The sequence below is a fragment of the Thalassospira sp. MCCC 1A01428 genome, assembly GCF_002115825.1.
Classification (GTDB): domain Bacteria; phylum Pseudomonadota; class Alphaproteobacteria; order Rhodospirillales; family Thalassospiraceae; genus Thalassospira.
Genome location: NZ_JFJZ01000009.1, coordinates 92,864 through 112,740, shown reverse-complemented (window position 1 = coordinate 112,740; position 19,877 = coordinate 92,864). Strand labels below are relative to the sequence as shown.

14 protein-coding genes are annotated in these 19,877 nt (G+C 51.8%); 9 read left to right on the top strand and 5 right to left on the bottom strand.

The annotated features are described in order from the left end of the window. Nucleotides 1–3 precede the first annotated feature (3 nt). Genes THS27_RS09900 through THS27_RS09885 form a run of 4 tightly spaced genes read left to right on the top strand, consistent with a single transcriptional unit; the run spans nt 4 to nt 4,253 of the window. Entirely contained in the window at nt 4–1,269 is a 1,266-nt protein-coding gene (locus tag THS27_RS09900) for an MFS transporter (protein WP_085590334.1), read from the top strand. Further along, on the top strand, nt 1,259–2,395 hold the full coding sequence (locus THS27_RS09895) for an ABC transporter substrate-binding protein (RefSeq protein ID WP_085590332.1): 1,137 nt from the start codon (nt 1,259–1,261) through the stop codon (nt 2,393–2,395). The genes THS27_RS09900 and THS27_RS09895 overlap by 11 nt, the downstream gene beginning before the upstream one ends. Next, nucleotides 2,392–3,459, top strand: coding sequence for a FecCD family ABC transporter permease (locus tag THS27_RS09890; RefSeq protein ID WP_371455404.1), 1,068 nt, complete (start codon nt 2,392–2,394; stop codon nt 3,457–3,459). Before THS27_RS09895 ends, THS27_RS09890 begins: the two co-directional genes overlap by 4 nt. Continuing rightward, a complete protein-coding gene (locus THS27_RS09885; protein ID WP_085590330.1) occupies nt 3,453–4,253 on the top strand; it encodes an ABC transporter ATP-binding protein in 801 nt (266 codons plus the stop codon). The genes THS27_RS09890 and THS27_RS09885 overlap by 7 nt, the downstream gene beginning before the upstream one ends. A gap of 69 nt (nt 4,254–4,322) precedes the next feature. Here THS27_RS09885 and THS27_RS09880 read toward each other — a convergent pair whose 3' ends face one another. The 5 genes from THS27_RS09880 to THS27_RS09860 form a co-directional block, all read right to left on the bottom strand. Next, nucleotides 4,323–10,223 (bottom strand): type I polyketide synthase, encoded by a 5,901-nt coding sequence (locus THS27_RS09880; RefSeq protein ID WP_168184865.1) that lies wholly within the window; start codon nt 10,221–10,223, stop codon nt 4,323–4,325. Between the two features lie 148 nt (nt 10,224–10,371). Next, nucleotides 10,372–10,917 (bottom strand): hypothetical protein, encoded by a 546-nt coding sequence (locus THS27_RS09875; RefSeq protein WP_085590326.1) that lies wholly within the window; start codon nt 10,915–10,917, stop codon nt 10,372–10,374. A gap of 65 nt (nt 10,918–10,982) precedes the next feature. Next, nucleotides 10,983–11,873 carry a hypothetical protein gene (locus tag THS27_RS09870; RefSeq protein WP_085590324.1) on the bottom strand — a complete coding sequence of 297 codons (891 nt, stop codon included), beginning with the start codon at nt 11,871–11,873 and terminating at the stop codon, nt 10,983–10,985. Between the two features lie 653 nt (nt 11,874–12,526). After that, nucleotides 12,527–13,312: a FadR/GntR family transcriptional regulator gene (locus THS27_RS09865; protein WP_085590322.1), complete on the bottom strand. Its 786-nt coding sequence runs from the start codon at nt 13,310–13,312 to the stop codon at nt 12,527–12,529. Nucleotides 13,313–13,619: 307 nt separating this feature from the next. Further along, the gene (locus THS27_RS09860) at nt 13,620–14,900 is read right to left on the bottom strand and encodes a D-tagatose-bisphosphate aldolase, class II, non-catalytic subunit (protein WP_085590320.1); all 1,281 of its coding nucleotides are present in this window, start codon (nt 14,898–14,900) and stop codon (nt 13,620–13,622) included. A gap of 143 nt (nt 14,901–15,043) precedes the next feature. On the opposite strand from THS27_RS09860, the gene THS27_RS09855 reads away from it, so the two are divergent. From THS27_RS09855 to THS27_RS09835, 5 genes are read left to right on the top strand one after another with little or no spacing between them, the layout of a single operon-like run. Further along, nucleotides 15,044–15,823 carry a DeoR/GlpR family DNA-binding transcription regulator gene (locus tag THS27_RS09855; protein ID WP_085590318.1) on the top strand — a complete coding sequence of 260 codons (780 nt, stop codon included), beginning with the start codon at nt 15,044–15,046 and terminating at the stop codon, nt 15,821–15,823. Nucleotide 15,824: 1 nt separating this feature from the next. Then, a complete protein-coding gene (locus THS27_RS09850; protein ID WP_139835537.1) occupies nt 15,825–16,772 on the top strand; it encodes an N-acetylglucosamine kinase in 948 nt (315 codons plus the stop codon). A gap of 16 nt (nt 16,773–16,788) precedes the next feature. Next, a complete protein-coding gene (locus tag THS27_RS09845) occupies nt 16,789–18,063 on the top strand; it encodes a sugar ABC transporter substrate-binding protein (RefSeq protein ID WP_085590314.1) in 1,275 nt (424 codons plus the stop codon). 23 nt (nt 18,064–18,086) lie between these two features. Continuing rightward, the gene (locus THS27_RS09840; RefSeq protein ID WP_085590312.1) at nt 18,087–18,992 is read left to right on the top strand and encodes a carbohydrate ABC transporter permease; all 906 of its coding nucleotides are present in this window, start codon (nt 18,087–18,089) and stop codon (nt 18,990–18,992) included. Then, complete coding sequence (locus THS27_RS09835; RefSeq protein ID WP_085590310.1) at nt 18,992–19,870, top strand: carbohydrate ABC transporter permease; 879 nt, start codon at nt 18,992–18,994, stop codon at nt 19,868–19,870. The genes THS27_RS09840 and THS27_RS09835 overlap by 1 nt, the downstream gene beginning before the upstream one ends. Nucleotides 19,871–19,877 lie beyond the last annotated feature (7 nt).

The window sequence follows — 19,877 nt, the reverse complement described above, 5'->3', positions numbered from 1 at the left end:
AGGATGATTTTCAAACCTGATATGTGGTTGTCAGTACGATGGCAAATACATGTGTTATTTGCCATCCAGCTGACCTCGATGGGTGCCATGGAAATGAGCGGGCCTTTTTGGCCCGTTCACTTGCGTTCACTTGCCACATCGGACAGCCAGTTTACCCTTGCCAGTATCGCGGTTTATATCGGCCCGATGCTGGGCATTATGCTGACCAGTACCTTCTGGGGGCGGCTGGGTGACTTATATGGTCATAAAGCCATGATGATGCGGGCGTTGTTTGGTCTGGCGATAACGCAATTTGCCCTGGCTTATGCCAATGATGTACCAACAATTTTGGCCCTACGGTTTTTACAAGGGGCATGTGCGGGCTACATTGCCCCCGCGCAGGCTTATAGTGTTAGCATCGAAGCCCCGGCGCGTCGGGCAAAACTGTTTGCCTATTTGCAGGTTTCAACCAATTTGGGATCGCTTGCGGGTGCCGTGATTGGCGGTGTTATCCTTGATCATGCGGCGTTTTTCTGGATCAATTTTTCCGCAGCTATAATGTGTCTGGCCTGCTTGGCGGCTGTTTGGCGAATTTTACCTGCCGTTGCGCCACAGCACACAAAAATCGGGGCAAAGGCACAAAAACCAGCCCTAACGCCCGATAAACGAACAAGAAGCGTTTTAAAATCACACCAAATTTTATCGCTTTTGGCCATTCTGGGCCTGTTATTGCTATCGCGCATGGTGACCCAATCGCCTTTTTCGATTTATGTACTGTCGATTTTCAAGGTCGAAAACTGGCTTGTCGGCTTTTGTTATGGCGTGCTGGCATTGGGGTTTGTTTTTTCGGCATCCTTATGGGCGCGCTATTTTGAAGGCAAAAACAGGCAAGCCGTTTTAACCCGGTTATGTGTCATCATTGCAGGCTGCATTGTGGTCACGGTGTTGGCGGGGTTAACCAGGTCTATCGTGGTTTTTGCCAGCCTGTATTTTGTCTGGGGGGTGTTGCTGGGTGCAACAACTCCGGTTTTAACCACCTTGATATCACGCGCAACACCCCACGACCGACAGGGGCGTATTTTAGGCTTCACACAAAGCCTGTCGCAATTTTCGTCCATTGGCGGCATTGCCATTGGGGGCTGGTTTGCCCAGGTGGCAGGATTTTCCAATTTATATTTTCTGGTGGCAGTTTTTTACGCCGTTGGTCTGGCAGTGACCATACTGGCGCGGGCTAGGGCCGGGACCGTTGCCATACCAGACCCAAGGCAGGAGGCGATACATGATCGTTAAATTAACCAAGTATCTGATCGTTACGGCAGGTTTTATGCTGATCGGCGCAGGCATGGTATGTGCCAAGCCGATAACCATCACCGATATTGCCGGGCGCACGATGACGGTTGATGCACCGGTACAACGGGTGGTTTTAGGGGAAGGTCGGCAGCTTTATATTATTGCGGCACTGGACCGTGAAAACCCGGCCAAACGCATTGTTGGCTGGCGTAATGACATGATCGAGGCAGACCCGGGAACCTATCGACAATATCGCAAGAAATTCCCCGATTTCGATAAAACACCCACTTTTTCCGGGCTTGAACAAAGCCTGATCGATATTGAAACCACCATCGCGCAAAAACCGGATGTGGTTTTTCTAAACCTTGAAACGCAAAAGGCGGTCGAAGAAGCCCGTTATGTTGAGAAGCTCGGCGCATTAGGTATTCCTGTGGTTTATGTCGATTTTCGCCATGACCCGGAAAAAAACACCAACGCGTCCATCCGCCTGTTTGGTGAATTGTTTGGTAAACAAAAGCGGGCCGAGGCATTTATTGCGTTCAGAACTGAACAGATCCGTCGCGTAACCGACAGATTAGCGACAGGCACATTCACCCGCCCCAATGTGTTTATCGACCGCGCAGGCGGTTTTTATGACGATTGCTGCCATTCATTTGGCAAGGGCAATTTCGGGGCCATGGTAGAAATGGCGGGCGGCCATAATGTTGCCAGTGATATTATTCCGGGTACATTCGGGCAGGTAAACGCCGAACAGGTGCTGGTTTCAAACCCGGACCACGTGATTGTTACCAGTGCCAACTGGGAAGCCTATGTTCCTGGCGGGCACTGGGTACCCGTCGGGCCGGGGGCCAATTGGGATGAGGTGCAAAAAAAACTGGCTTTTTATCCAACCCGCGCCGCCTATCGCGGGATTAATGCACAAAAACAGCATGGTTTTCACGCCATCTGGCATCAGTTTTACAACAGCCCCTATCAATTTGTGGCCCTTCAACAACTGGCGAAATGGTTTCACCCCGACCTGTTTGCCGACATTGATGCCAATGAAACGTTTCGTATGCTGCATGAACGATTTTTACCGATTGATTACCAACCGGGATATTTCGCCACCTTGCAGGTTTCGCCATGACCGGAATGAAAACAGAAGCAATGACGATGGTTGGTGGTGGCAATTACCGTAAATCGGTGCGTCGCCGGGTGTGGTTGCTGGCCGGTTTGGGCATGTTGCTGTTTATATCAATGTGCCTGGATTTATCACTGGGACCAGCGCGGTTTGCCCTGGCGGATGTGATCCGTGCCGTTATCACGCCGTCGGAGGTTTCTGACCAGCTTGCCGTGGTGATATGGGATATTCGGATGCCCATTGCGGCAATGGCCGTTGTGGTGGGGGCCGCATTGGCGATTGCCGGTGCCCAAATGCAAACGATATTGAACAATCCCCTTGCCAGTCCCTTTACACTGGGTATTTCAGCCGCCGCCAGCTTTGGCGCCGCACTTGTTTTGGCATTCGGGGTGTCGATATTGCCGGTTGCCAGCGCCTTTATGGTGCCGCTAAACGCATTTTTTATGGCGATGCTGGCGGCTTTGCTGATCCATATTTTAAGCATGCGCCAAGGTGTTAGTGTGCAAACCATTGTGCTGTTGGGCATCGCGCTGGTGTTCAGCTTTAACGCCTTATTGGCACTGGTGCAGTTTTTAGCATCGGCCGAAGCCCTTAGTGCTGTTGTCTTTTGGACCATGGGTAGCCTGACCAAGGCAACTTGGCCGAAGTTTTTTGTAACATCGGGTTTATTGATTGTCATTTTACCGTTTTTTGTGCGCCGTGCATGGGCCTTAACTGCCATGCGGTTAGGCGATGACAAGGCAGCCAGTTTTGGCATTAATGTTGGCCGATTGCGACTTGAAACCTTGTTATTGGTCAGTCTGTTATCGGCCATTCCGGTTGCGTTTGTCGGCACAATTGGCTTTGTCGGGCTGGTAGGGCCGCATATTGCGCGCCTGATGATTGGGGAAGACCAACGGTTTTTCCTGCCGGCATCGGCGTTATCGGGGGCGTTGTTATTATCGGTCAGCTCGGTTGCCAGCAAAATGATTATTCCAGGTGCGATATTACCGATTGGCATTGTCACATCGCTGGTGGGCATTCCGTTCTTTATTTCCCTTATTCTGTCGAATTCGAAAAAATCATGGTGACATTGCAACTACACAAAATGGGCGCCACATTTGGCAAACGCAGTATTTTGACCGATATTTCGGCGGGACCGTTTCAGAGTGGCGATGTTGTTGCCGTGATCGGACCCAATGCAGCGGGGAAATCGACCCTGTTTAAACGCATTGCCGGTTTAACCGCAGGGACCGGCACGGTGAAGCACACCATTGAGAATATAACAGACCGCCACACCGGCACCCCGCAGCCAGGCAGCATTTGTTATATGCCACAAAACCTGACAGCAAATGCGGTCTTATCGGTTTACGAAGCGGTTTTGCTTGCCCGCAAACAAGGGGCGTCGTGGCGGGTTAACGACGGCGATATTGCAATTGTTGATACAACACTGGCCGCCCTTGGGATCCTTGAGTTATCGGAACGCAATATTGGCGCATTAAGTGGCGGGCAACAGCAACTGGTCGGGATTGCACAGGCATTGGTGCGTGAACCTGATATTTTGCTGATGGATGAGCCGACATCGGCACTAGACCTGTCACGCAGCCTTGAAGTGCTGGAATTTGTACGTGATCTGGCCAAACAACGCGGCATGATCATTTTTGTCGCCATCCATGATTTGAACCATGTTTTGCGCTATGCCGATAAAACCATGATCATTGCCGATGGCAAACTGGTGGCAAGTGGTAATACCCATGATGTTATTACCGACGCGATGCTTGCGGATGTTTATGGCGTACGGGCCAGGCTTGAGGAGTGCCGATTAGGCATTCGTCATGTGATGGTTGACGGAACCTTGAAATCCCGGATCGGGTTTCGAGGTTAACTCGATGTGGAGGGGCGTGGGCGGCAGTATATGCTGCCTGGTACTGCCGCCCGCCGTAGTTACCTTTTTTCAAATCGTCGCAAGGTTACTTTTTAAAGCAAAATGGGGGCTGATCGGCCTTGCCGTTACGGGTGTTAACGCGACAGCCAGGCAGAATCGTGATGTATCGTCCCTGTTTCTTTGCGGATCGGTCGCGCAGGAAACAAGGATCGTTTCGCCGGAATGAAGCCTGATCCAGTTTGATGATGAAGACGGATCAAACACCAATGGGGCATCAGGGCGTAATCCGGCTTTTATCAGGGCTTCGCGCAGGGACCAAACACGGGTCGCGGCAACATTTAAAGGTTCGAAAAAGGTTTTCTGGATGAATTTGGCCTGTGCCATACCGGTTTCACCCAAAAGAGTATGCCAGTCGGTTTCGGTTTTTTGCAGGACGTTTTGCAAGTCGCAACCTGCCGATTGTGCGCTATCAATAACGCATTTCCAGCCATTACAATAAGACGACGACCTGAAGCGGGTATCGATGGAAACATCCGGTTTACCATCCGGGCGCTGGTCATGTGCTTTAGGGTTTTGGCGTTTGTTCCAGCGATCATGAAACGGGAATATGGAGACCCGCAGGTCGGCTTGCGGCAGTTCATCCGCAATTTTGCGTTCAATATAAGGGGCCATCAAGGGCAGGGCGGTTAGTTTCAAACTGGCCGGGGTGCCCATGGTACGAAGTTTGAGACCACGCCAATGTTCGACAATTTTGCCATCCTGGTTAAAAATAACCATATCGTAGACCAGTTCGGCACCGAGATCGGCGATTTCAGTTGCGAACACGCGATAGGTTTGGTCCGGGTCCAGGGCAGAGAGGGCAATTTCGTCGACGGACACCGGAATAACAGTTTGATGCGGAATGCAGGCCTGAATGGCATGAAGTGATGCGTCCCGTGCACCGGCATCACCCAGAACCAGATTAGTTGGTAAATTATTATCAAACCAGCCAGTTTTATCGCTCGGCGACAAAGATACAAGACAGCGGCGTGCCGCAATTAAATGATAACCCTGTATGCGTTGAAAGCGCCCCTTCTGGAATAGAATATTCTGGTAAAGGTCTAATTCCGGGTCAAATGGCTGGACCAATTTTGTCGCTGCGAGAGACTGAATTTCACGATCAATCGCGGTAAGTGCCGGTGTTTTGGTAAAGCGGCAGTAAGCAGTGATGTGGTTTACCTGAAAATCTGTGGTCGAGCAGCGAAGAGCGAGTGAAAATTCATCATTCGCCACGGCCTGTGCCACAATACGGATCGTAACCGGGGCATCTGATTGCGTTACAATCGCCTTGGAAAAAATAACATCCCTGAAGATTGGCGACAGGATTTGGGTTTTGTCGTGATGTAAGGCAAGGGCCGCCTGGCTCATGGCTTCAAGCGCCATAACAGCGGGAAAAATCTGTTCCCCGTTCAGGCAGTGATCGGCAAGATAAAGGTCAGATCCGGACGAAATTTCAACATCGCTGATCAGTTCTACTTCGGGGTAATGGACCCGGATATTTTGAAGAAAACGGTATTGATATGTGGGCAAGGCGGGGTGATCGAGCGTTTTTGCCGTACCATAGCGCCCTGAAACGACGATGCTATCTGGTAAGTTAACATCGTTTACAATATGCAAAAATTCGCGCACACCATCATCAATGGAAATGGGCGCAATACCCTGTGCCATCAGCGCATCGAGGCTGCCGACACGTTGACCCATACCAACCCCGGCCCAAACCGACCATTCGATGGTTTTGCAATGGCAGGCAGGATGACGCGCCTGAAAATCGGCAATTTTTTGGCTTAGCCATTCATTGCACAACGCATAATCAGCCTCGCCGTGCAGGCCCATACGCCCAATGATTGAGCCAAACCCGACCAGCATTTTTAACTGTTTAGGGTTTACAGCAGTTAATATATTTTCAAGACCCGTGATTTTAGGGGCAAGGGTGGCCTGAATAGCGGAAAGGGTGAGGTTCGCAACCGTTTGGGGAGTATTAACACCAGCCCCATGCAAAATCGCGGTTACCGGCCCGCCCAAATCGGCTGTGCCATGGGCAATTGCAGCTTCGATATCGGCCTTTTGGGTAATGTCGGCACACTGATAACTGGTTTTAAGACCGGCATTGGCGAAACGTTGCAGATTAGCAGCCAGTTCGACGTTGTCCGCCGCCGATGACCTACCCAACACCAGCAGGGCACAGCCGGATTTCCGGGCCAGTTGAAAGGCGCATTCGGCACTAATCCCTTTGCCACCCCCGGTTACCAGCAGAACATCATTTTGGTTAAGTATATGATGTTTTGGTGCTGGCCCCGGTTGAACCAGGTTCAAATGCGGAACAAGACGCTGGTTGCCGGTTTGTAAAAATACCTCGGCAAAACCGGGTTTGGCACAGCTGATTTCGGCAAGGATACGCGCAGGCATATTTGACGATGTGGGCGATGGCAGGTTTAGAACAAGCGTATCGATCGTGGTGTTTTCAAGAAAAAACGATTTCACGAAACCACTGGCCGACCAGCCTTTTTGCAAGACAACCAGTTGAACAGGAGAGTTGGCAGCGTTGTTTTGAATGATAGCATTTTGCGCAGCCGCAAGCAGGGCGGCGATATCGTCATCGCCGGGATGATCACTGATTACACCTAAAACACCATTGCCATAAGAACCGCTGTTGAGCTGTGCCAGGATGGTATTTTCCAATGGCCCCAAATGACCAAACCCGGTCCATTCGCCGGAAATGGCCGCAGCGCGAAGCGGGGGTATCGGGGCCGCATGATTTTGAAATTGAAAATAGCGTACCCAATTGGAAATGCCCGCCGGGGCTGCTTGATGTGACTTACGATCATTATTGGCGGAATTGGCCATTTCGGTAATAGCCGTCGCAATATCGCCAATTTTACCATCGGCAAATTCGGTTGGGTCAACAAGCAGCGATACGCCGATAGTGGAACTTAACCGCGTTACGATTTCACCAACGGTGATAGAATTTAAATGCAGATCGGAAAGCATCCGGCTGCTTTCTTCCAGCGACCAGGACGGCAAGCCGGTCCGATCGGCAATGATGGTACGCAAATGTGCAAGGATGCCGTCGCGGTCCCGCGTGGTAGATAAAACGTCGTCAACCGGGGAAGGGGTTGTCGCTGGTTCCGCTTCGTCATCAATGGGGGGCTGGGAGGCAGCGGGAACTGTTTCACAAGGATTTGCGATAAAAACAGGGTTCCAGTCCCAGTCAAATTTTTTGGTGAAGCGGTTTTGATAAAGGTTGCCAATATTAGGCGCACAACCAAGAATATAGGCCGCCGCAGCGGCACACAGATATGGTTCAAAACCGGCCCCGCCCACATCTATCGAAATTGCCGGAAGGTTACAAAAACTGCCGGTTATTTTTTCAAGCAGGGCTCCTGGGCCAACCTCGATTAAAAGGTCCAGATTGGGGGCAGCGTGTTTTACTGCATCCATAAAACGGACCGGCGATGATATTTGCTGGCACAGATAGTTGGGAATGTTTGTGTCGGCAGGCATGATTGTGCCCGAAACAGTTGACACAATTTGCCGGTTCGCCGGTACAAAGGCAAGGGTACGGAGCATTTTTGCCAACGACTTTGCCACCGGTGCCATTGCCGGTGTGTGGAAAGCCTGACGAACCCCTAAAATGGTGCAAGCCGTTCCCTGGGTGCGAAGATCTTTGACAAAATCATGAATGGCATCGTGATCGCCTGAAATAATGGTTTGGCGTGGCCCGTTAAGGTTGGCAACAAAGATATCTTTACGTGAGCCAATGGCGTTCAGGGTTGTTTTGTCGTCGGCGGCAACCGCAGCCATTGCGCCCGATGCATGAATATCGGCTGCCATTGCCTGGCCGCGTAAAGTTGCAATTTCAAGCAGTGTTTGACCATCATAATGCCCGGCCCAATGCAGGGCTGCGAGTTCGCCAAGACTGTGACCAATGGCAACATCACCAACGATGCCAACATGTTTTAGCATCTCCAACCCGGCAAGTGAGGCCGCCGCAATAGCAGGCTGGGCAAAATCGGTGTTGCTGCGATCCCTGAAACCTTCAAGTTTGGCGAGGTCAAAGGCCTGCCGGACGATGGGAAAACGACGTTCGTAAATGCCCCCATGGCAGCGGGCCGGGGCCCCCTGACCTGAAAACAGCAAACCAATTTTACCCGTTTCCCGTTTGCTGGAGACAAAAATGCCATCGGCGACGAAGAAATGAAGGCAATTATCGTCCATCGTCATCACGGTCTCGCCAAGTGTTTTTAACTTTTGCGCCAAGGCGTCTGGCGTACTGGCAACAAGGGCGGCCTTCCAGATGAATTGGGAATTAAGCGATGCACGATGGGCCAGTTCGGCCGCCAGGTCGATAAGCTCGGCGCGCGAGCATTTATCAGCAAATGCAGCAACGTGATTAATCGTCCATAACAGGTCCGACTGCCGGGCAGCAGCAAAAACAAAAACTTCGCTGTTCTGAAAAGCTGCCAGACTTGTACGTTTTGGGCCCGGTGCCCTATAGACTGACGGTCGGGCCTGATTTGGGGCCTCGGCCAGGGTAATGTGGGTGTTAATACCGCCAAACCCCATAGCACTGACCCCGGCACGGCGTTCAACGCCATCAGATTGCCAATCCATGATTTGGGTAGACGGGGAAAGATGGGCGGCATTGTTTTCAAACAGGGCGTGAGGACGGTTACAGGCCGTGGTGGGCGGCAGAATGTTTTCGCTTAAACATTTGCTGGCACGCAGCAAACCGGCGATACCTGCGGCGGCCTTGGTATGGCCGATATTGGCCTTGATCGAACTGATGATGGCGGGTTGCAACGGGGCATCATATTTTTCCCGCGCAGTCATAAGTGCCCTAAGTTCGGCCGTATCGCCCACTTTGGTGCCCGTACCGTGACCTTCAAAATAGCCGACACTGCCAATATGATACCCCGCCCGGTGATAGGCGCGGTGCAAGGTCAACATTTGTCCCGCGGCTTCGGGCCGGGTCAGCCCGCCATTGCCATCAGAAGATACCCCCCAACCCCGGATCACAGCATGGATATGTTCACATTGTTCAAGGGCATCGTCATAACGCATCAGGGCAAGGAAACCACACCCTTCGCCGGGCCAGAAACCCTGTGAACCTTCGTCATAAACCAGCATGTCGTCACGGGCCAATGCCGATGTGCGTGAAAAGCCGGTTAGTTCAAACGGATCCAGGCTGAGATCCACGCCGCCAGCAAGGACCATATCGGCATCCCCCATGGTGAGGGCGGTGCAGGCATCAATGACCGAAATAAGGGATGAAGAACAGGCACCGTCAACGGTGTAACCGCCACCTTTAAAGTCAAAATGGTTGCAAATTCGCCCGGCAATAGTATTGGCAAGGCCACCAGCGAGGGTATCTTCGTTTGGCGTTGGAAAGGGGGCTTTGTAATTGCCTTCAAGATCACGCAGAAAACGGGCGAGCGTATCGTCGGTGATGTCGGGATATTCGGAGCGCATTTGCCGTTCGATCACACCACGCACATAGGGCCAGCGCAAACGCATAAGATTGGCGCGGGAAAATTCACCCGTCAGGGTATTGCCAATGATGACGCGGATACCTTCATTCGCAACAGTGGCGCGGCCCTTGCGAAAACGGATGCTGTCGATGGTTTCGCGTGCCACACCAAGTGCCAGCCAGTGGGTCAGGTCTGTTGTTTCGTAGCTTTGATTTGAAACGCGAAACCAGTTGCGATCAAACTCGAAACCTTTAAGCACAGCGGCCTGATTGGTGTAGGCCCGGTCAAGTGCCTTGCCGGTATCATCAAAATAACCGGCTGCGAGGCGCTGGGCGGGCAGGGTGCGAAAGGATCGTCGCTGTGCAAGGGAGTTTTCAAACAACTGATCGGCATTGTCGGCATCAGGATAACGGCATGCCATACCGACAATGGCAATCGGGCAGTTCCTGGCGGTATTTTGCATGGCTTTGATCCTGTGCGCTAAGAAGATAACCGGAAAAGAAGAAAGGGTAAGTGAGATTTGAAAGCCGATTTTCAGGGGAAACATGCCCGTGGCTGACCCATCTGGCGGGGGCGTATAACCAGATGGGTCAGCACCGTTCAGGCCGATTTTATTTCATGGTTACCGGCGAGGACGGTGCATTGCCAATCGGGGTGTCGGTCGTGACAAGAACCTGGGTCAGGGCCTTGCCAGCAGCCGAGAACCATTCGTACTGGGCGGTTTTTGCATTTAGCGCCATAACGCGCGAGATCAGCGTGCCCTGATACACGAATGCCTTCTTGCCCGGCGGGCAGGAAAACGACATGGACTGGGTGCGAGTGGTGTTCCATTGTTCGCTGAATGACAGGGCAAATGTCGTTTCAACGGAAGCACTTACAACTTCGATGGAGACACCAACCGACGTTTTCACACTGAAACTTTGTTCGGTGGTGAAAGTGAAACCATTGGTTACCGACGCGCTGTAGTCGCTGGTAACTGTTGATTTGGTATTGTCGAGCGATGCAATGATTTCGAGGTTCGGGCTGTAGAGAATGATCGACAGCATTTCGTTGGTGGTGCTTTGGGCCGGAACACCTGCATTAAAGCTGGTTTCGTTGGGCACCGGCATGAAATCAAAGATTTTAAGTTCAGGTGTGGAAGGAGGGCCGAATGGCATGTGAAGTCTCCTGGGACAAATGCGCGAACGCAAAATTCAAGATGGTGAAAGGAAGGGCGGGAATATCAGATGCGACAGGTAGGAGCGGTCGCGATGTTGATGGCGAAATGCTGCAAGACAGAGCTGTATTGCTGGCACAAAACGCCCGGATCGCTGTAAAGCACCGACCACGCATCCATTTTCAGATAAGTGGCATGGGTATCCCCGCCGTCCTTGGTTTTGCGTTTGTAATCTTCGATGGTCAGGTGCCACGAAATCGTTAGCACCCCGATCCCGTCTGCCATGCCGGTTGCCGGGTCGTAATTGTCAACAAGGTCGATGACACGACTGTCGCTGACGTCATAGTTCGCAATGTTTGAATCGTTCAACGGCTGGATCACATTTGAAAGTGTTGCCAGCATGGTGGGCTGATCCAGACCTTTGACCAGGGTGGAAGATGCTGTCAGGCCAACCTGAATGAACAGTTTCTGGATGGCTTCGGCGTTCGGGTAATTGCCCTGGGTTGCCGGGGGCGAATTTTTAACCCCGGTAAAGCCATTGGTTGCCTTGTTATCAAACAGCCAGTTGAAATGATCCTTGTACTGGATGATCTCAAGGTTCGGGCCGTATCCTTCGGCATTGTTATTATCGGGAATGGACCAGTTACCCGTTGCCGCCGACGTCATTTGCGGCACATCGTTTGCCGCAGAAAACAGCATAACCGGGGCCGCCGCTGCCTTGAGATTGGCATTCAGCGGGCTCGTATGCGGGGCCTTGATCGCCATTGACTGAACAGCACCCTGGGGCAATTGTGATTTGACCGTTGTGATGTAGCTATCAAGGTTTTTGTCGTTTAACTGCGCACAGTTAAGGCCAATATTTTCAAGGCTTGTTTTCAGGGTTGCCTTGTCAAACGGGGTCGGCGTTGCGGCATCAAGTTTGCCGATATTCATTTTATTAGGGGGACCAAAAGGCATTTGAAAGCTCCTGTTGATTAAAATGGTTCTGGTATTGCGGGCATCAGAAAAAATGTTGATATGAATGCCCAAACAAAATTTATTTTGTTAAATCAATGTGATGGGATCCCCCGCACCAATGCCGTAACGGCCATCGGGCTATGGCGTGTATTTTGACGCACCTGTCCCGATCACCCGATTAAGCGGTGCTGTGGGCAGGTTTGGTCATGACGTGCGAAATCAGCCCTGAACGGGTCAGGATGTGGTTTTCAAACCTGTTGAAAGGCGGAACAAAGCATTTGATCTGAAGGATTTAGCGGCGGCAGGTGTGCCCCATCCATCAGCCCTAATCTGACGGGTTCGTTCAGGCTTTGTGACAAAGGCTGTGTCGAAAATATCGTTGGGAACGCAATATAGGCATCTGACGGGGTGTTTTTGGGCGCATTCCGGGTGAAATTTCAAATGCATTTCGCTGGAAAGACGGCCTGATAAATGGAAATAAAATTTACGATTTCAGATAGTTAGGTCTGATTTTCAATTTCGGTGCATACCCTGAAAGCTCATTTTAAAAAAATCGCTTTTAAAAGAGGTAGCCTTCGCCTTGCAGGGGCAAGGCGGATTAATTGACCGTTGAAATATCCGACCTGTGCAGGATGTGACCGATAGAAAACAATTTATTGCTGAAAGCCACTTTCGGCGTCGTTGATCGCGCAATGAATCAGATTGCGCATGGCATTTTCAGCGCCGGTCGCATCTTTTTGGATAAAGGCACGATAAACGCGTTCATGCATTTCATAACTGCCATCCATACCGATCAGGCGGTTGCTGCGACCCAACGCCTCTAACTGATGATCAAATTGAAGGTCCAGCGCCGAACTGATGACAGAAAATACCTGGTCAAGCATTTTAGAACTGACAGCTTCGACAAAGGCCTGATGGAACGCAATATCGGCTTCAATGAAGGCGGCACGCCAGTCATGCTCGTTCAAGGTTGTGTCGTTATGGATGAATTTTTTGGCGTCCCATGCTGCATCTATTTTTTCACGGGCAGCATCATCAGCCATGGCAGTGGCGCTATAGGCAATACCTGGTTCAAGAACCAGCCGCAGTTTTAACAGATCACGCAGCAACCCTTCACGGTCGCCGGCCTGAATTCGCCAATCCATAACGTCCGGATCAAGAAGGCGCCATTCAGCGCGAGGCTGAACGCGGGTGCCATCCGATGTCCGGCTGCGGATCAGACCTTTGGCCCCTAAAATACGGCAGGCTTCGCGAATGACAGAACGGCTGACATCAAGTTCGGTAACAAGATCCGCTTCTTTGGCAATAACCGAACCAATCGGCCATTCCCCGCCAACAATACGAACGCCAAGATTAGCGACAGCAGCACCCAGAATTCCCCGGACTTCGATTGTGCCTGCAATTGGTGTTAGCCGTCGAAGGTTTCCGGTTTTACCCATGTTCACTGTTATCCTGTTGCTTGGTATGATCGTCTTATAAACGATCACGGGTTAAGCACCATGACGAATGTACATGCCAATAAAGCATGATGCAGCATTGGTTGCCCGAAAGAAACAAACAGGCAGAAAATCGAAACTCCCGCGCGAAAGCAAATATCACGACAAGGAATAGTCAGTAGAAAGCAAACCACCCGCCGTATGTTTAACGCGCGGATAGTTAGCTTTCTGATTTTTATAAGCATTCGGCGGGGACAGGCTTACTGAGTGCGCTCATCTGTCCGCCCGAATTGAACTAAATTCCATATCTTCACGGTTCAATGCGTCGGCATGCAATTTCGTATGTACGAATGACAGAACGAACCATTTCGATAATCAAATCCCGGGCATCCGGTTTTTGTTTTGCCGCGGCAAACAGCGGGTAGACGGTTGGCAAATACTGACTGACAAGCGGTTCGGGCAATTCATATTTCGAAAGACGGTCAAGCAGGTTTTCGACTGCAGCGGTCGCGTCGTCTGTTGGCCAGTAATAACGAATACGGTCGCTATAGGAAAAATGACGTTGCAGGCGCTGTGCTGTTTCATCGCCGTGATAGTATTTTTCCCAATGTTTTGGCTTCGCCAGCATTAATTGTTCAAGTTTGTGCGGCAGCGATTCCGACGTTGGGAGTTGTTCGAGAAAACAGGCAATGTGATCCAGGCCATAAAATGCTTCGCGCATGGCAAATGTAACACCCGGGCCGACTTTCAGGATGGCGAAGCCGTCTTTTACCAGAGAGGACAGCGCGCTTAATGGTTGGTAATCGGTTGAATGGGCCTCAAATACAATGCCGGGAATTTGTGTGAGCGTGGCGCTAAGTTCGGTTGCAGCGGCCGGGTCATAATAGACAACATTTTCGTTCCCAAATTCGACACCGGGCTGCACCACCAGGCCAATTACACGCGAAAATGCGTCATCCAGGCCGAGTTTGGCAAAGGCCTGACGATGGGCTTCGTAAGTGGCCATCGCGGCCGCAGGCGATGTCACTTCGAGGGTGTCGATGGCCTCCATTGCGCCACCGGGGATCGGCACTTCGGTACCAATGATATATACCGGCTTTTGCCCTGAAACGGCGCTTTCGGCCACCGCTGCCAAACGGGCGGAACGCGCCGCAATTGTTGTATCGGAAAGCGGGGTTGCGTCATCTGCGCACGGCATTGATGCATCAAGATGGATTTTGACAAATCCGGCGTCAACATACCGGGAAATCAGGATCTCAGCCTTTGCCATCGCGTCGTTGGCGGGCAGATCTTTCCAGGGGTTAGGGCCAAGATGATCTCCGCCCAGAAAAAGCTGGTGCAGATCAAAACCAACCTTTGCTGCAATCTGTTCGACATATTGGCGAAAATCCTGCGGTGTCATACCGGTATAACCGCCATCCTGATTAACCTGATTGCACGTTGCTTCAATCAGGACCGGTGTTTTGTTGGCTTTGCCTTCCAGCAAGGCGGCCTCGATGACCAAGGGATGCGAAGAGCAGATTGAAGGGATCCCCGTAATTTCACCACCAGCCCGTGATCGCAGCATTTCCACAAACGGATTATACGTCATCTTGCTCTCTTTCAGTTGGTTCGATCAAAAAACGTCGTTTATCTGACGTTCAGTGATTATATTCGATCATAAAAATGCTTGACAATGATTTTATTTGATCGGAATGTAGGTGTCATAAAGTGAAAACGGGAGGCAGGATTTAGATGAAGGGCGACCGGCTATCAGCCATTCGGCAGTATCTTTACAATCACGGGTTTAGCCATATTCAGGCGATTGCCGATGAAGTTGGTGCATCACTGGCAACGGTACGGCGCGATCTTTTGGCGCTTGAGGCGCAGGGCGCAATTGTAAGAACCCACGGCGGCGCACGCATTGCAGATGCTGTCGGGATCGAGGTTGGTTTTGAGCAACGTGAACGGTCAAGCCTTGCGGAAAAACGCGCCATTGCCGACGCGGCCTATGAGCTTCTGATTCCCAAAAGCAGTGTGTTTCTGGATGCCGGAACGACGGTTTTGCAAATTGCGCGCAGGTTGCGCCTGGACCCGATGCCGATTTCGGTTTTCACCAATTGCGTAACGGTTGCACAAGTCCTGATGGATGTGAGCGATATTCGCGTCACCCTGATTGGTGGGCAACTGCGCCCTGAAAATGCATCCATGGTGGGTCCAATTGCCGAGCAGACACTGGAACGATTATGGTTTGATCAGCTGTTTTTAGGTGCCGGGGCCATTGCTGATGACGGCTGTATTTATAGCCTTGATGACCATGAAGCCCGCGTAAACGAACTTATGATTGCGCGTTCTTCGCAAAAGGCCTTGCTAGTTGATTCATCGAAATTCGGACATCGCCTGACCTATCGTGTTGCCCCGATCAGCAAGGATTTGCATGTTATTACCGACGAAGCCATTTCCGATGAATGGCAAACCCGCCTAAGCGACATTGGCGCCCCTGTTAGTGCCGTCGCGATCAAGGATGCGGAATAACATGGCGTTCGTCCTTGCCCTTGATGCTGGTGGAACCAAAACCCTTATGGCACTGGCGAACCCGCAGGGCACTGTTACGATGCTTAGATCCGGGCCAAGCCTTGACCCGACATCGGGTGTGAACTGGCAGGGGTTGCTAAAACAAATTGTCGCACCGGCCATAGGGCAGGCGGGATTATGCGAAGCCGTTATTGGCCTGCCGTTTCACGATGAGCTTAAAGCCCTGTCACGGGAACAAAACACCGCGGCCAGCCAGTGCATACCGTGCCCGGTGCTGGTTCAAAACGATGTCAGGATCGCCTTTGACGGTGCGTTTGCGGGCACCGGAGGTGTCCTTGTGCTGGCAGGAACCGGGTCTATGGCGTGGGCCAGTACAAACGGCACAAACGATCCGCATTTTCGCATCGGCGGGTGGGGAGACAGCTTTGGGGATGAAGGTAGTGCTTACTGGATTGGCCGGGAAAGCCTTGCCTTGACGGGACGCGGTATTGATGGCCGCAGCCCCACAAGCGACTTCGCCACTGCCCTGCTGTTGGAAATGGGCATTGCCCCCGATGATCTGATTGACTGGGTATATGCGCTTGAAAATAAAAGGTCTTCTATTGCGGCCATTGCCCGCATAACCGGGAAACTGGCCGATACGGGAAACAAAGATGCACAGGCCATTCTCGATCGTGCCTGCGATTGTTTGGCTGAACATGTAAACGCGGCACAAAAGTTACTAAACACCGGCTCGCAAGTGCCATGGAGCTATGCCGGTGGCGTATTTGATAATTCCTATGTTTTGAACGGTGTTCGCGACCGTATCGGGTCGGAGCCACAGCGCCCCGCCTTGCCACCAATCGGGGGTGGCTTGCTGCGTGCGGCACAGCTGGCGGGCTGGAACACCGACCATGCCTTCATCGAAGGTTTATCCGTGTCCCTGAATACAGCTTTTCAATCAATATAATAAGGAGGCAAATATCATGAAAAGACGGACATTTATGGCAGCACTCGCGGCAACAGCCATGTTGCAGGTCGGGGTTTCGGGCGCTGCGCTAGCAGATGATGCCAAACCACTGGACGGACAGCACCTGTCGGTTCTGTTGCCGCCCTGGGGAACTTTTCCCAAGGAGATGACAGACCAGTTCACTGCTGAAACCGGTGTTGCACTTGAAAGCCAGACACTTGGCTGGGACGAAATTCATACCAAAATCGTCACATCCATGATCGCCAATACGGCCCCCGCCAGTGCCACGGAAGTTGACTGGTCCTGGGTTGGCCAATTTGGTGCAGCAGGGTGGTACAGCCCCCTGAATGACGATTTTTCCGAAGACGTCGTTAAAGATGTGCCGACATCAAAAATCTTTAATTACAACGGCAAGCTGCTTGCCCTTCCTTACAACAACGATTTTCGCGTGCTGATTTACAACAAGGCACAGCTTGAAAAAGCCGGGGTGGCGCAGCCACCAAAAACGCCCGACGAACTGCTTGAAGCTGCAAAAGCGATCAAGGCCGCCAAAATAGTGGATTATCCGATTGGCCTGCCGCTGTCGGCAACCGAGGGTACATCAACCACCTGGTACCTGTTGACCAAGGCATTTGGTGGCGACCTGTTTGACAAGGATTTCAATCCTTTGTTTCTCGACCCGAATTCGGGTGGGTACAAAGCCCTGAATTTTGAAGTTCAGGCGCTGAAAGACGGATTGATTGATCCTTCTGCGACCGGGCTTAAGGATGTTGATGTTCAGGAACTGTTTAAAAGCGGCAAGGTAACCTTTGATGTTGCCGGCTGGGCCGGGAACCTGTCGGTTTATGGCGATCCTTCAAAATCCCAGGTGGCTGATGATGTTTCGGCTGCATTAATGCCCTCAACCACGGGAACAACCCGGACCATCGGCCTTCCTGAAGCCATTGGTATTCCGGTTTCGGCGGAAAATGCAGACGCGGCCAAAGCCTTTATCAAATGGATGCTGAAGCCCGAGACCCAGATTAACAGCTACAACTCACTTGGTAATCTGCCGCCGCGCCTGAGTGTCCTCAAGCAGCTTGAAGAAGAAGGCAAACTGACAAACGGCAAGGTTTTGCTGGAACAGGCAGCCAGTGTTGAACCGCTGTTTGCCGATGGCACCCCGGGTTGGTATCCCGAATTTTCGTCGGCTGTTTCTGCTGCCATTAATCAGGCTGCCAAAGGGCAGGTGAGCGTCGAGGATGCCCTTCAGCAGATTGCGGATGCCGCCCAATCAGCGTCCCAGCAATAACGGAACGCAGAGGATCACCAGGAATGGCTTCCGCACTAACACGTGAAAAAACTCGCCGCTTTGGCGGCGAGGCCTCGCTGGGCATTGCCTTTGTCATCCCCATGGTTGTGATCATGGGGGGGCTGGTGTTGCTGCCATTGCTGTCGACAATGATTGACAGCGTTTACAATGTCAGCCCCATGCGGGCAGGGACACCTTTTGTCGGTTTCAAAAACTATATCGATCTGTTTAGCAATACGACGGTCAACCAGTCCTGGCGCAATACATTTTATTATGTAGTGCTGGCCGTGGTGCTGGAAACGGCCGGGGGCCTGGCAACGGCCCTGTTGCTTAACAAGGTGAAAATCGGTCGTCGCTGGTTGCTTGCTGCTGTGGTGTTACCATGGTGCCTGCCGCCGGTTGTGAATGCCGTAGTATGGATGTGGATTTATAATCCGAGCTATGGACTGTTGACGGGGGTTTTGCATTCGACCGGTTTGATGACGGGACCGTCCCTGTTTTTCAATGACCGATACGTGATGCTGTTCCTGGTAACCCTGGTCCATGTTTGGCGGATGATGCCGCTAACTGCGATTATTCTTCTGGCTGCGTTACAAAGTATTCCCAAAGACCTGTATCAGGCCGCCCGGCTTGACGGGGCCAGTTCGTTCAAATGTTTTCGCCTGATTACTTTACCGCTGATTTCGGGCGGGTTGGCAATTGCGCTCAGCCAGTCAACCGTTTTTGCTTTTAATCTGTTTGACGAAGCCTGGATCCTTAATCGCGCCAGTCTCGATACCCGAACTGTCATTATCCAAGTCTATCTGGACGCATTCCAGAACCTCAAATTTTCGCTCGGCATGGCACTGTCGCTTCTGGCGATGCTTGCATCGTTACTGGTGTCGCTGTTTTACGTTCTAAAAGTTTACCGTGAAACGAGATTTGATTGATGACACACCGTAATTTTGCACTCGCTGGCGGTAAAATCGGAACAATCATCGCGGTTCTGGTGCTGCTTGTCTGGTCTGTTGGCCCGATTTACTGGTCACTGGCAACAAGTTTCACATCACCGACCGATCTGATTTCGGCCGAGCCGCATTTCTGGCCCGCAGACATGACGCTGGAACATTATGCCAAACTGTTTGGCAGTACCAGCATGTCGCAAGGTAACAAGGTGGCATCCGTCTGGCCGCAGTTTTCCCGCGCCATTATAAACAGCGTTATCACATCGGTCGCAGCCACCTTTATTACTGTGGCAATTGCCGCCTTTGCCGCCTATGCCTTTGCCCGAATGAAATTTCCGGGCCGCAATGTGTTATTTTTCGTTGTTGTCGGTACCCTTGCCATCCCGGCCTATACCGTGATGATCCCACTTTATCGCCTTATGATCGCATTGCATCTGGTTGATACCTATGTGGGCGTAACACTGATTTATGTGTCGGCATTTTTGCCGCTGGCCTTGTGGCTGATGCGCAGTGTTTACCAGTCCATGCCGTTATCGCTTGAAGAAGCGGCGTGGATGGACGGGGCAGGGCGTGTTTATACGCTGGTACGGATCATTATGCCGCTGGCGGCCCCCGGCCTGATTGCGGCGGCGATTATCACCTTTCTCAATGCGTGGGGGCAATTTTTAGTGCCACTGGTGTTTTCGCCGACCTTAACAACCAAGCCACTAACCGTTTTAATCCCGGAATTTGTCAGTCGCAATTATGTCGATTACGGCCTGATTAATGCCGCCGGGATCATCGCAATCATACCGCCTGTTCTGGTGGTGCTTTTCCTCAATCGCTTTCTGGTCAGCGGCCTGATGGCCGGCGCAACCAAGTAGCGACCCT